Origin of the sequence: Nitratireductor indicus C115 (assembly GCF_000300515.1) — a bacterium.
Lineage (GTDB): Bacteria > Pseudomonadota > Alphaproteobacteria > Rhizobiales > Rhizobiaceae > Nitratireductor > Nitratireductor indicus.
The window spans coordinates 169341-182255 of the sequence record NZ_AMSI01000006.1; the positions used below are offsets into that span (position 1 = coordinate 169341).

General features: G+C 61.6%; 10 protein-coding genes and 1 pseudogene. 7 read left to right on the plus strand and 4 right to left on the minus strand.

Translation table 11 applies throughout. The features are described from left to right. Window positions 1-5: 5 nt before the first annotated feature. The 3 genes from NA8A_RS10665 to NA8A_RS10675 all read right to left on the minus strand — a co-directional run bounded on the left by NA8A_RS10665 (window position 6) and on the right by NA8A_RS10675 (window position 3578). A complete protein-coding gene (locus NA8A_RS10665) occupies window positions 6-995 on the minus strand; it encodes an ABC transporter permease (RefSeq protein ID WP_009756511.1) in 990 nt (329 codons plus the stop codon). A gap of 39 nt (window positions 996-1034) precedes the next feature. Continuing rightward, window positions 1035-2645, minus strand: a complete 1611-nt coding sequence (locus tag NA8A_RS10670) for an ABC transporter substrate-binding protein (RefSeq protein WP_009756512.1) — start codon at window positions 2643-2645, stop codon at window positions 1035-1037. A gap of 111 nt (window positions 2646-2756) precedes the next feature. Beyond that, entirely contained in the window at window positions 2757-3578 is an 822-nt protein-coding gene (locus NA8A_RS10675; RefSeq protein ID WP_009756513.1) for a sulfite exporter TauE/SafE family protein, read from the minus strand. A 256-nt stretch (window positions 3579-3834) separates the two neighbouring features. Between NA8A_RS10675 and NA8A_RS10680 the strand changes: the two genes are divergently transcribed. The 3 genes from NA8A_RS10680 to NA8A_RS10690 all read left to right on the plus strand — a co-directional run bounded on the left by NA8A_RS10680 (window position 3835) and on the right by NA8A_RS10690 (window position 7079). Beyond that, on the plus strand, window positions 3835-4797 hold the full coding sequence (locus NA8A_RS10680) for a helix-turn-helix domain-containing protein (RefSeq protein ID WP_009756514.1): 963 nt from the start codon (window positions 3835-3837) through the stop codon (window positions 4795-4797). A 136-nt stretch (window positions 4798-4933) separates the two neighbouring features. Then, window positions 4934-6451 (plus strand): aldehyde dehydrogenase, encoded by a 1518-nt coding sequence (gene adh / locus NA8A_RS10685; protein WP_009756515.1) that lies wholly within the window; start codon window positions 4934-4936, stop codon window positions 6449-6451. Between the two features lie 253 nt (window positions 6452-6704). After that, the gene (locus NA8A_RS10690; protein ID WP_009756516.1) at window positions 6705-7079 is read left to right on the plus strand and encodes a DUF779 domain-containing protein; all 375 of its coding nucleotides are present in this window, start codon (window positions 6705-6707) and stop codon (window positions 7077-7079) included. Here the strand turns inward: NA8A_RS10690 and NA8A_RS10695 are convergent. Then, window positions 7070-7669: a cupin domain-containing protein gene (locus tag NA8A_RS10695; protein WP_240532773.1), complete on the minus strand. Its 600-nt coding sequence runs from the start codon at window positions 7667-7669 to the stop codon at window positions 7070-7072. The genes NA8A_RS10690 and NA8A_RS10695 overlap by 10 nt on opposite strands. Before the next feature lie 403 nt (window positions 7670-8072). Here NA8A_RS10695 and NA8A_RS10700 point away from each other — a divergent pair, with 403 nt between their 5' ends. The 4 genes and pseudogenes from NA8A_RS10700 (at window position 8073) to NA8A_RS10715 (ending at window position 12915) form a co-directional block, all read left to right on the plus strand. Beyond that, window positions 8073-9458, plus strand: coding sequence for an aspartate aminotransferase family protein (locus tag NA8A_RS10700; RefSeq protein WP_009756518.1), 1386 nt, complete (start codon window positions 8073-8075; stop codon window positions 9456-9458). A gap of 138 nt (window positions 9459-9596) precedes the next feature. Then, a pseudogene (locus NA8A_RS10705) lies at window positions 9597-10577 on the plus strand (ABC transporter substrate-binding protein); the annotation flags it as partial. Window positions 10578-10675: 98 nt separating this feature from the next. Next, window positions 10676-11743 carry an ABC transporter ATP-binding protein gene (locus NA8A_RS10710; protein WP_040672358.1) on the plus strand — a complete coding sequence of 356 codons (1068 nt, stop codon included), beginning with the start codon at window positions 10676-10678 and terminating at the stop codon, window positions 11741-11743. Then, entirely contained in the window at window positions 11740-12915 is a 1176-nt protein-coding gene (locus NA8A_RS10715) for an ABC transporter permease (protein ID WP_009756521.1), read from the plus strand. Before NA8A_RS10710 ends, NA8A_RS10715 begins: the two co-directional genes overlap by 4 nt.

Consider the following 12915-nt stretch of genomic DNA (forward strand, 5'->3'; position numbering starts at 1 on the left):
CGCCCTCACGACACCTCCTCCCCCCGCCCCACACGCGGGTCGAGAAACCCATAGGCGATGTCGACCAGAAGATTGACCGCAATGACCATGACCGCGCTGACGACGATAATGCCGGTCAGAAGCGGCGCATCGCGCGCTGCCACCGCTTCATGCGCCAGCCGCCCGAAGCCCGGCACGGCGAACACGCTTTCCACCACAACGCTTCCGCCAAGCATGGTGGCCGCCTGAAGGCCGAGCATGGTTACCAGCGGCAGCAAGGCGTTGCGCGCCACATGCCGCAGCACCAGCCGGAGCCGCGATATGCCCCGCGCCCGCGCGGCCAGCACGAAATCGAGCCGCCACACCTCCGCCATGCCGGACCGCATCATCCGCAGGAACAACGCCAGATAGATGAAGCCGAGCGAAGCCACGGGAAGGACGAGATGCCATGCGACGTCGAAAACGCGCGCCATGCCCACCTTGCCGGAGGCCACGGTCTCGATGCCCGCTGTAGGAAACCATCGCAGGTCCACGGCAAAGATCAGGATAAGAACCAGCCCGAGCCAGAAGCTGGGCGTCGCATATAGCGCCAGCGAGCCGATCGACAGCAACCTGTCCGTCAAACTGCCCGGCCGCGCGCCGGCCACGACGCCAAGCGCACTGCCGAGCATGAAGGCGAGCGCCGTCGCCGTTCCCATCAGCCAGAGCGTGTTGGGCAGGCGCTCGGCGATCAGGCCAAGGATCGGACGGTCGAAGGCCAGGGACCAGCCGAGATCGAAACGCGCCAGCGATCCGAGATAGAACAGAAGCCTGCTGAAAGCCGACTGGTCGAGCCCGTAGCTCTGCCGCAATTGCGCGGCAAGGCCCGCATCGCCTCCACCAAGCGAAACGAGATAGGCATCCACCGCATCGCCCGGAGCCATTTCCATGAGCAGAAACGTGCCCATGACGACAATAAGCAGCACCGGAATGCTGCCGATCAGACGCCGTCTCATCAAAGTCCATGCGCGATGCATGCCGAACGCCGCTCTCCCGCTTTCAGCACGCCCCAAGGATCATCGGGCGAGCCCTGTATCGGCCCAGTTGGAGACCACCCAGCGCGGATTGTTGCCCACATTCACGACATTGTCGCGCACAACCGAAGTGAAACCCCATTCGGCGACGTTGATGAGCGGAAGCTCTTCCGTGACCATGGTCTGGAAATCATTGTAGAGCGCCGTGCGGGCCTCAGGATCGACTGTCTCGGAAGCTTCCTCGATGATCGCATCGAGTTCCGCATTGGCATATCCACCCTGATTGGAGAAAGGCACGCCATCGGGAATGCCCGACTGCACGAGGATCGTGGTTGAGATCGCCGGGTCGCCACGGAAAACGGGCGAGCCAACTGTCAGGTCGAACGCGTGGTCCGTATAGACCGCCTTCAGATGTGCGGGCGTATCGTTGTTGACGATCTGCACGTCGATGCCGACGGCGGCCAGCGCCTGGCGCAGATAATCGCCGAACTGGCGCGTCTCGCTGAAGAAGGGCGCGGGCAGAAGCCGCAGTGAGAAACGCTTGCCGCCCTCCCCGCGCGGATAGCCCGCTTCATCGAGGAGAGCATTCGCCCGGTCGATGTCGAAATCATGAGCCGTCACCTGCGGATTATAGAATTCCGGCGCGTTCTTCGGCACAGGACCGGTGGAGGAGGCCGCATAGCCGAGAAAGACCGTATCGACCACGAACCGTTTGTCGATGGCATGGGCAATCGCTTGGCGCACTGCCAGTTTCGCAAGGATCGGGTTGCGGTGATTGATCTCCACGACGAGTTGATAGGTCAGCGCCTCGTAGCCCTCCGTCACCACCTTGAGACCCGGCACCTTGGAGATGCGGTCGAGATCGACCAGCGGCACCTGCGAAAACGCGGCAAGCTGGATTTCTTCTGCTTCCAGTGCCGAGGCCGCCGCTGCCCTGTCTGGCAGGACGCGATAAACGACCTCATCGAGCTTCGGCTGATCCCCGCCCCAATAGCTCTCATTGCGCACCAGGCGATAATATTCGCCCGGCTTGTGTTCGGCGAAACGGAAAGGCCCCGTTCCGACTGGAGCGTGATTGGCCGGATTTGCGGAAATGTCGGTGCCTTCATAGAGATGCTTGGGCAAGACGCTTGTCACCACGGGCATTGCGTTGCGAATGAGCTGGATCGGCATCGGCCTGGAGAAACGGAACACCGCCGTATGCGCGTCCGGTGTGTCGACAGTCTCGAGATTGGCGAAGACGACACGCCCGAGATTTTGCAGCGGCTTCCACACATTCAGGGCCGAAAAGGCCACGTCGTCCGCAGTGAAGGGCTTGCCGTCATGCCACGTCACCCCTTCGCGCAGTTTGAAGGTCACGGACAGCCCGTCCTCCGCCCCTTCCCAGCTGGTGGCAAGTCTCGGCGCAAGGCCGCTCTCGCTGCCGAATGCCGCTTCGGCCAGCGGCTCCACGATCTTGCTGGCAATAAAGAAGACGCCGTTGGAGGCGACGATGGCCGGGTTAAGGCTGCGCGGCTCCGAATCCGCGGCCACCACCAGTCGCCCGCCGCGCAATGCATCATCCGCCAAGGCCAGACGCGGCAGGACGAGACCACCGGCCACAAGCGCCGTTCCCCGCATCAAGGTGCGCCGCGAAAGCGAATAACCGAACATGTTCAATCCCCTGTGAAATGGCCGTTCCGGGTCCGGCAGACCCTAGTTTTCCTTCAGGTGCTCCGACAGGGCCATGGAGCGAATTCGCTTGGCCAGGAAAGTGGCTCGCAATCAGGACATGAGCATCCTGACAGCGGTGATCGCAAGGAAAACGGCAAAAGCCCGCTTCAGGTTGCGCGCGTCGAGCGCGTGGGCGAGCCGTGCCCCGAGCGGTGCGCAAAGATAGCTCACCGGTGCGATGATCAGCGCAGCCGGCAGGCTTACATAGCCAAGGCTTCCGGGCGGCAGCCCTTTCACTCCGAGCCCCGCATAGATGAAACCCGCCACTCCCGGCACCGCGATCAGGAAGCCGAGCGCAGCCGCCGTACCCACCGCACGATGCGCAGGAAAGGAAAAGGCGGAAAGCGTCGGCACCGAAAGCGTTCCCCCGCCAATGCCCATCAGGGATGAGATGACGCCGATCACCGCAGCGATAGCCCGGTTCACGAAACCGTTCGACGGAAGGTTTTCGGAGATGACCAGCGTTTTAGGGATGGCCATGTTCACGGCGACGAGAATGCCGACGACGCCGAAAATCGTCCGCAGCGCATCCCCCGAAACGACCTTGGCAAGCCCGCCGCCGATCAGCGCGCCGACAAACACCGCCGGGCCCCAAAGTTTCAATAGATCGCGGTCCACCGTGCCCCGTTTGGCATGCGCCCGCATGGATGAGATCGAGGTCGGAATGATTGTGGCAAGCGAAGTCGCCACCGCCAGATGGCTCGCGTGATCGGGCGAGATTTGAAACGTCTTCAGCACCCAGAATAGCACGGGTACGATGACGATCCCTCCACCTACACCGAGCAGCCCCGCCAGAATGCCGCCGATCATGCCTGTGAGCGCCATGCCGGCAATCAGAAGAGCGATGGTCGAGCTTTCGAATGCGAGTTCCAAGGCGAGCCTCTTTCTGCCAAGTCTCGCCCAAACCATGGGCGCCGGCGGAGATTTGCACAAAGCCGCCACGATCTGAACCGGCACTTTCCTCTGCCAACCGGCTTTTCCCGTCAAATCGCAGCCTTGCCGGCTCATTTTCATTCGACGCAGGGCGTATTGACACAAAACGCCAGTCGGAGAGACTTGGAGGAAGTGATGGCCGCTTGCCCGGAAATGAGGAGAAACGGGCGGGATCAAGAGCCACCAGGAGGAAAACATGGATCGACAGGGTTTCCTGCACCACTCCGACAGGGTGCTTGCTGCAATCGACTCCAACAAGTCGGCAAAGTCCGCGCTGGTCGCTTCCTGGCAGCGTTCGTCGCGCCTGCATCAGCTCGACCCCGATGAACGCAAGGGACCATGCCGGGTTTCGGACAGCCAATTGGCGGCGGCGCGCCAGAAACTCGAACCGTTGATCCGCTCGGCCCAGGGTGCGCTGGATCAGCTGTTCAGCGCCGTGGGCGGCGTGGGATGCTGCGTCCTGCTTGCAGACCGCGACGGCATTCCCGTGGAACGGCGCGGCGCGCCCGGGGACGACGAGACTTTCCGCCAATGGGGACTGTGGACCGGCACCGTCTGGAGCGAGGAAAGCGAGGGTACCAACGGCATCGGAACCTGCCTTGTGGAGCGCAGAACCCTTACAATTCACAGGGATCAGCATTTTCACTCACGCAATACCCTGCTCTCCTGCACCACCGCGCCGGTCTACGATCATGAGGGCAATCTCGCCGCAGCACTGGATGTCTCCTCCTGCCGGGCCGACCTGACGGAGGGTTTCGTGAACCTGATCGCCACGGCGGCCAACGACACCGTGCGCCGCATCGAGGCCGAGGCTTTCCGTCTGGCATTTCCCAAGGCGCGGATCATGCTGTTGCCCGGATCGGAAACGGGAGCCCTGATAGCCGTCGACGATGATGATCTGGTGATCGGCGCCACACGCACCGCCCGCAGCCAGCTTGGCCTGGCACCGGGGCCGCTGGCAGATCCCTTTCCCGCCGCCGATCTTCTGGGCGGCCCGGCAGTCGGACGCGATGGCCTGACAGAAGCCGAACGCGGCGCCCTGCAGCGCGCGCTTGCTGGTTCCGGCGGCAATGTCTCGGAAGCAGCCCGCAGGCTCGGCATCTCGCGCGCTACCATGCACCGGAAGATGGCGCGCCTGGGGATTCATCGCACACATTGATTTTTTCACGAAAACCCTGTCGCAACTCTGCGACAGGTGCCCTGTTCCACCGATCGCACCCCCGCTGACAGAGGCAAGCACCCGTATCATCCTCTCCTGAGTGCCGCAGGAGGCGGCATCCAAACGGGAGGATTTCATGAACCAGGTGGAACTCGCACGCACCGCGAAGATGCCCTTCGCCAAGCGCTACGACAATTTTATCGGCGGCCGCTGGGTCGCGCCGAAGTCCGGCAAATATTTCGAGAATCTCTCTCCGGTGAACGGTCGGCCGCTGGGCGAGATCGCTCGTTCCGATGCCGCCGACGTGGAACTCGCGCTCGACGCCGCCCACAAGGCCAAGGACGCTTGGGGCCGCACGAGCCCTGCCGAGCGGGCGTTGCTCCTTCATCGCATAGCCGACCGGATGGAAGAAAATCTGGACCTTTTGGCGCTCGCCGAGACATGGGACAACGGCAAGCCGATCCGCGAGACGACCGCCGCCGATCTGCCGCTCGCCATCGATCATTTCCGGTATTTCGCAGGCGTCCTGCGCAGCCAGGAAGGCTCGATCTCCGAGATCGACCACGACACCATCGCCTATCACTTCCACGAGCCGCTCGGTGTTGTCGGCCAGATCATTCCCTGGAATTTCCCGCTGTTGATGGCCTGCTGGAAGCTTGCCCCGGCTCTCGCCGCCGGAAATTGTGTTGTCCTTAAGCCCGCCGAACAGACCCCCGCCACCATCATGCTTTGGGCCGATCTGATCGGCGATATCCTGCCTGATGGCGTGCTGAACATCGTCAACGGTTTCGGCCTTGAGGCAGGCAAGCCGCTTGCCTCCTCTAACCGCATCGCCAAGATCGCCTTCACCGGCGAGACGACCACCGGCCGGCTCATCATGCAGTATGCCAGTCAGAATCTCATTCCGGTCACGCTGGAACTGGGCGGCAAATCGCCCAACATCTTCTTCAAGGACGTGACCGCCGAGGACGACGATTTCTTTGACAAGGCGATCGAAGGTTTCGTGATGTTCGCGCTCAATCAGGGCGAGGTTTGCACATGCCCCAGCCGCGCCCTGATCCACGAAGCCATCTATGACGAGTTCATGGAGCGCGCGCTGAAGCGTGTCGAGGCCATCGTCCAGGGAGATCCTCTCGATCCCGCAACCATGATCGGCGCCCAGGCCTCATCGGAACAGCTCGAAAAGATCCTGAGCTACATCGATATCGGCAGGCAGGAAGGCGCCGAACTCCTGACGGGCGGCGAACAGGCTCATCTGCCGGGCGACCTTGCCGGCGGCTACTATGTGAAGCCGACCGTCTTCAAGGGCCACAACAGGATGCGCATCTTCCAGGAGGAGATTTTTGGCCCCGTCGTCTCCGTCACCACCTTCAAGGACGAGGACGAAGCCCTCTCCATCGCCAACGACACGCTCTACGGCCTTGGTGCCGGTGTTTGGAGCCGCGATGCGAACCGCCTCTATCGCTTCGGCCGTGCCATCCAGGCGGGCCGTGTGTGGACGAACTGCTACCATGCCTATCCCGCCCATGCCGCCTTCGGTGGCTACAAGCAGTCGGGCATCGGTCGCGAGACGCACAAGATGATGCTCGACCATTATCAGCAGACCAAGAACATGCTGGTGAGCTACAGCCCGAAGAAGCTCGGCTTCTTCTGAGCCGCTTAATTCCCCGCCGGAAGAAACCATCCGGCGGGGGCGAATATCACCAACCGGTTCGATAGCGGGAAAGCCGGCCACCGCCCGTCCCCGTAACGAGCCAGGAAAAGAGCGGGGCGACTTCGTCCGGGTCGCCGGCTCAACGCAGCGGCAGTCCTTGCGAAACGGCAGGACCGTCGCAAACGCCTCCCAGGCGCTGGCCGCGGCATAGGGGTCTCTCCGAGCCGCGGCCAAAGCAGGATTTATCGTCGCCATGCCAGAAGCCCCCGCGAACGCTGCCCCGCTGCACGACAAGGTCTCCGCAACTCCTGAAGCCATAGAGCTGCTCGACGAGATCATCGCCGAGCATGGTCCGGTCCTGTTTCATCAATCTGGTGGTTGCTGCGACGGCTCCTCGCCCATGTGCTATCCGCGCAGCGATTTCATTGTCGGAGACAAGGACGTATTGCTCGGCAATCTTGGCGATACGCCGGTTTATATCAGCGCCAGCCAGTTCGAAGCCTGGAAACATACCGACCTGATCATCGACGTAGTGCCTGGGCGCGGAGGCATGTTCTCACTCGACAACGGGCGCGAAAAGCGCTTCCTCACGCGCTCGCGCATCTGCGAGGTTCCGCCTCACAGATAAGGAGGCGTACAGGCCGACACGACCACGGTGCGCTGGCCGGAAAGATTTCGGAAACGATGCGGGACCCGGCTGTCGAACAGATAAGCCTCGCCCGCTTTCAATATCCTGAATTCATCGCCGACATTAAGTGCGAGTTCCCCCTCGACCACATACCCCCCCTCGCTCGAAGCATGTTGCAGCATGCTTTCACCCGTATCCGCACCCGGTTCGTAGATCTCATGCAGAACCTGCAGATTGTGGAGCCTGGCATCCCCGATCTGACGTAAGGAGAGCAGACCCGTCTGCGACACCGCCGAGTTGATCACGACCCGCGAGGTCAGATCGATCAACTCATCCGCCGAGAAATACGGTCCCGGATTGGGTTTGCGTTCCGGCTCGAAGAAATCGGCCATGGTGACGCTCATCCCCCCCAGAACCTTGCGCAGCGTAGCGATCGAGGGGCTGATCTTGTTTTTCTCGATATTGGAAATCTGCGCATGGGGCACGCCTGCGCGTTCCGCCAGCTGGCGTTGCGTTAGTTGACCCGCGGTGCGCATCGCCTTGAGACGCGCTCCGATGTCGAACTCTTCCATGCCTGTGTCACTCATCATTCTCAGCCCGCACCGCCCGCATCGAAGGAAAAATGTCCCTCCGGTGAGGCGGATTCTTGCACGGATTGCGCCTGCAGCCTAGCCGAATAAGGGAATTTTGCTCAAAATTCGGCAATTCCGATCTCCCATTGCAACACGAAAATTGCAACACGCAGAACGCGAAAACCGCCAAAATGACGATTTAGAACAGGTATTTGAGGAAATTTCACATAAATCCGGCCCGAAAGCACGCTAGAACACCGCCTCACCGCAACTCACAAGCGTTCAAAATCTTGAGCAAACAATTGTCTCCTGCAAATTTGAATGATACCCATATCGTCCTGCGCTCGAACGAGCGGCTAATATGCCGTTCCGGACGTCTTGCGCCGAGCATGTGAAATCATCCAGAAGCAGGGGCCCGCCGATGAACGACAAGCCAAACTCCATCGAAGCGCGTGATATCGCTTATCACCTGCATCCCTATACCAATGCGAAGAAGCATCTCGAAGCCGGTCCGCTGGTGATCGACCGCGGCGAGGGCATCTACGTCTACGACAACAACGGCAAGCAGTATATCGAGGCGATGGCCGGCCTCTGGAGCGTCGGCGTGGGCTTCAACGAGAAGCGCCTGGTGAAGGCCGCCACGCAGCAGATGGAAAAGCTGCCCTACTATCACACCTTCACCCACAAGTCGCACGGCCCCGTCATCGAGCTTTCCGAGAAGCTGATCGGCATGGCGCCCGTTCCGATGAGCAAGGCGTTCTTCACCAATTCCGGCTCCGAGGCGATCGACACCGCGCTGAAGCTGATCTGGTATCGGTCCAACGCGCTCGGCAAGCACGAGAAGAAGAAGATCATCGTGCGCAATCGCGCCTACCACGGCGTGACCATTGCCGGCGCCTGCCTCACCAGCTTGCCGGCCAACCACAAATCCTTCGACCTGATCGTGCCCAATGTCCTGCGCATGACGGCACCTCACCACTGGCGTGAGGCCATGCCCGGCGAGAGCGAAGAGGAATTCGCAACCCGCCTTGCCAAGGAACTGGAGGACACCATCCTCGCCGAGGGTCCCGAGACCGTCGCCGCCTTTTTCGGCGAGCCGGTTCAGGGCGCCGGTGGCGTCGTGGTTCCGCCTGCCACCTATTGGCAGAAGGTTCAGGAAGTCCTGCGCAAATACGACATCCTGCTCGTTGCGGATGAGGTCATCTGCGGTTTCGGCCGCACCGGCACCATGTTCGGCTCCATCACCTATGGAATAGAGCCGGACATCATGGTGATGTCGAAACAGCTTTCCTCCTCCTATCTGCCGGCTTCGGCCCTGATGATCAACGAGAAGGTCTTCCAGCCCATCATGGAAGAGAGCGACCGCATCGGCACGCTCGGCCATGGTTATACGGCAAGCGGCCATCCGGTGGTTGCAGCGGTTGCGCTGGAAAACCTGAAGATCATCGAGGAGCGTGACCTCGTGGGCAATGCAGCAGCCATGGGCAAGCGCCTGCTCGACGGGCTCAACGCCCTTGCCGATCATCCGCTGGTGGGAGAAGTGCGAGGCGTCGGCCTCATCGCAGCTGTCGAGCTCGTGACCGACAAGGCATCCAAGAAAGCCCTGGAGACGCCCGGCGCGCTCGGTGCGCTGGTCAATGCTCACCTGCAGGAAGCCGGTGTCATCAGCCGCGCCATGACGGACGCCATGGCTTTCTGCCCGCCGCTCATCATCACCGCGGCCGAGGTGGACGATCTTGTGGCCCGGCTGAAATCCGGCCTCGACAAGGCGCTGGCAGCACTTCCCAAGGAGGCTCTTCCCGCCTGACGGCGACCATGCGCAAAATCTGCATTCGAGACTGAACATCGGAAACAATCAAAAGCGGAGGACAAGATGCTCTCGAAATCGAAAATGCTCTGGCTATCGTGCACCCTGGCAGCCGCGACGGGACTGGGTTCCGTCGCAGCCGGCGCCCGTGACCTCACGGTCGTCTCCTGGGGCGGCACCTATCAGGACGCCCAGCGTGAAATCTACTTCAAGCCTTTTTCCGAAAAACTCGGCAAGCCCGTTTTGGATGAGGCCTGGAACGGCGGCTACGGCGTGCTCCAGGCCAAGGTGAAGGCCGGCGCGCCCAATTGGGACGTGGTCCAGGTGGAAGCAGAGGAGCTCGAGCTCGGTTGCGGCGACGGCCTGTTTGAAACCATCGACTGGGACAAGCTCGGCGGCGAAGACAAGTTCATCGACAGCGCCGTCCACGAATGCGGTGTCGGCGCCATCGTCTGGTCAACGGCCATCGCCTATGACGCGGACAAGCTCTCCGAAGGCCCCAAATCTTGGGCCGATTTCTGGGATACCCAGAAATTCCCCGGCAAGCGCTCCCTGCGCAAGGGACCCAAATACACGCTTGAATTCGCGCTTCTGGCAGACGGTGTAAATGCCGACGAAGTGTATGACGTGCTGTCCACGCCTGAAGGCGTTGACCGGGCCTTCAAGAAGCTCGACGAAATCCGCAACGATATTGTCTGGTGGGAAGCAGGCGCCCAGCCTCTGCAATTCCTCGCCTCGGGCGAAGTGGTGATGGCGTCCGCCTATAACGGCCGCATAACCGGCATCAACCGCAGCGAAGGCCGCAACTTCAAGGTCGTCTGGCCCGGTAGCATTTACGCAGTGGACAGCTGGGTCATCCTGAAGGATGCCGAAAACAAGGACGCTGGCATGGATTTCATCGCCTTCGCCAGCGAACCTGAAAATCAGAAGAAGCTTCCCGAATTCGTGGCCTACGGCCTGCCGAACAAGGAAGCCGCAGGCATGGTGAGCGACGAATACAAGGCGGAGCTCCCGACCACTGCGGAAAATCTGGACGGCGCGATTTCGCTGGACGTCAACTTCTGGATCGACAATTCGGAAGCCTTGACCGAGCGCTTCAACGCCTGGCTCGCCCAGTAAAGCCCCTCATGGACGCGCGGAACCGCTTCGCGCGTCCGTCCCTTTCGGGCAATATGGAATAACAAACAAACGTACCAAGCCAGCCGGGGGAGAGGCTCTTGAGCGACTTGCGCATACGATTTGACCACGTCACGAAATGCTACGGCACATTGTGCGTGGTGGACGACCTGGAACTCGACATCGCCAAGGGAGAGTTCGTCAGCCTGCTCGGCCCCTCCGGCTCCGGAAAAACCACCCTGCTCATGATGCTTGCGGGCTTCGAGAGCCCGACCAAGGGCCGCATTCTGGTCGACGGAGAGGTGATCGACAACACTCCCACCTACAAGCGCGACATGGGTGTGGTTTTCCAGAGTTATGCGCTGTTTCCCCACATGACTGTGGGAGACAACATTGCGTTTCCCCTCCAGATGCGCGGCATAGGCAAGGCCGAGATCGCCGAACGGGTGACGCGCGTCCTCGATATGGTTCAGCTGAGCGCCATGCGCGACCGCTGGCCGGCGCAGCTCTCCGGTGGCCAGCAGCAGCGCGTCGCGCTTGCCCGCGCCCTCGTCTTCGAACCGCGGGTGGTGCTCATGGACGAGCCGCTTGGCGCGCTCGACAAGAATCTGCGCGAACAGATGCAGCTCGACATCCGCGCGCTCCACAACCGGCTTGGGCTCACCATTGTCTTCGTGACGCACGACCAGTCGGAAGCCCTGACCATGTCGGACCGGATTGCGGTTTTCAACAAGGGCAAGATCGAACAGATCGGTAGTCCGCGCGAAATCTACGATCACCCGAGCACGCGTTTCGTCGCCAACTTCATCGGTGAGACGAACCTGCTTGAAGGCATTGTGGACGGCGCTGCGGGCAACGGCGTCCGGGTGAGGCTCCCGGACGGACGGCACATTGCCGCTGCCGCATCCGATACGCTCGCCGATGGGCAGAACGTGCTCGTCTCGATCCGCCCCGAGCGCATCCGGCTTGACGACCTGCACGGCGGGACCAACCAGCTTGCAGCCCGCATCACCGACAGCGTCTATCAAGGCAACCATTTGCGCATTCAGCTCGATGAGGGCGCACATAATTTCGTCGTCCATCTCGACCGCAAGGCAGCCCAGCACCAGCCGGGCGCAGAAGTCATGGCGCGTTTCCAACCCGATGACTGCTGGGTGATCCGCTCATGAGCGCGTCCACCGGCACGGGAAGGTTCGCAGCGGTAGCCCTGATCGCGCCGCTTCTCGTTTTCATCGCCGTTTTCTTTATATGGCCGCTCTTCACTGTGATGAGCCAGTCCGTCTCCGATACGGCTGTGCTCAATCTCTTGCCGCGTACCGCGCAAGCCGCGAAGGGATGGGATCCGGAAAGCCCGCCGACGGTTGAGATGAAGACGGCGCTTGCCGAGGATCTCCAGGCGGTGGAAGACCGTCAAGCGCTCGGCGACATGACACGCCGTCTGAACAGCGCCCAACCCGGCTTCCGCACGCTCATGTCACGCACGACGCGGGCGCTGCGCAAGGACGACCTTCCCGACCTCGGCGAAGTGGACGAGCGCTGGAACCAACCTGTTTACTGGCAAGCCATCGTTGGCGCCCTTTCGCCCACAACCGACCGCTACCTTCTCGCAGCTGTCGATCTGGAGCGCGATGTCTCCGGCAATATCGTCGCGATGCCCGAAGAAGCTTCCGCGAACCGTACGATCATGCTGCGCACCTTCTGGGTCGCAGCCCTTGTCACACTCTGCTGTCTGGCCATCGGCTTCCCCTATGCGATGCTGATCGCATCCACCGAAGGCTGGAAGCGGCAGGCTCTGCTCGGCGCCGTCCTGCTCCCCTTGTGGACATCGCTCCTCGTGCGCACGGCTGCCTGGTTCATCATTCTGCAGGATAACGGCCTCATCAACTGGATGCTGACCGGCCTCAACATAACCAGTGGTCCCATTCCGCTGATCTTCAACCGCACCGGCGTCGTCATCGCGATGACCCATGTGCTCCTGCCCTTCATGGTATTGCCGATCTACAGCGTTCTCCTGTCGATACCGGACAATCTGATGAAGGCCGCCTCCTCGCTTGGCGCTCATCCCATGCGCGCCTTCCTGCGCGTTCTCCTGCCGCTCAGCCTGCGCGGCATTGCTTCCGGCTCCCTGCTCGTCTTCATGACGGCCATCGGCTACTACATCACCCCGGCCCTGATCGGCGGCGCAGGAGATCAGATGATCAGTTCCGTCATCGCCTTCTACGCGACGGGCTCAGCCAATTGGGGCATGGCCGGCGCACTGGGCGTGGTGCTCCTGGCGATCACCATCCTGCTCTATGCCGTCTATGGCCGCCTGTCCTCGGCCGAGGAAAGGAGGGGCTGA

Coding starts and splice junctions, on each gene's coding strand:
- NA8A_RS10665 (WP_009756511.1), bottom strand. CDS start 995: ATGCATCGCGCATGGACTTTGATGAGACGGCGTCTGATCGGCAGCATT.
- NA8A_RS10670 (WP_009756512.1), bottom strand. CDS start 2,645: ATGTTCGGTTATTCGCTTTCGCGGCGCACCTTGATGCGGGGAACGGCG.
- NA8A_RS10680 (WP_009756514.1), top strand. CDS start 3,835: ATGGATCGACAGGGTTTCCTGCACCACTCCGACAGGGTGCTTGCTGCA.
- adh (WP_009756515.1), top strand. CDS start 4,934: ATGAACCAGGTGGAACTCGCACGCACCGCGAAGATGCCCTTCGCCAAG.
- NA8A_RS10690 (WP_009756516.1), top strand. CDS start 6,705: ATGCCAGAAGCCCCCGCGAACGCTGCCCCGCTGCACGACAAGGTCTCC.
- NA8A_RS10695 (WP_240532773.1), bottom strand. CDS start 7,669: ATGATGAGTGACACAGGCATGGAAGAGTTCGACATCGGAGCGCGTCTC.
- NA8A_RS10700 (WP_009756518.1), top strand. CDS start 8,073: ATGAACGACAAGCCAAACTCCATCGAAGCGCGTGATATCGCTTATCAC.
- NA8A_RS10715 (WP_009756521.1), top strand. CDS start 11,740: ATGAGCGCGTCCACCGGCACGGGAAGGTTCGCAGCGGTAGCCCTGATC.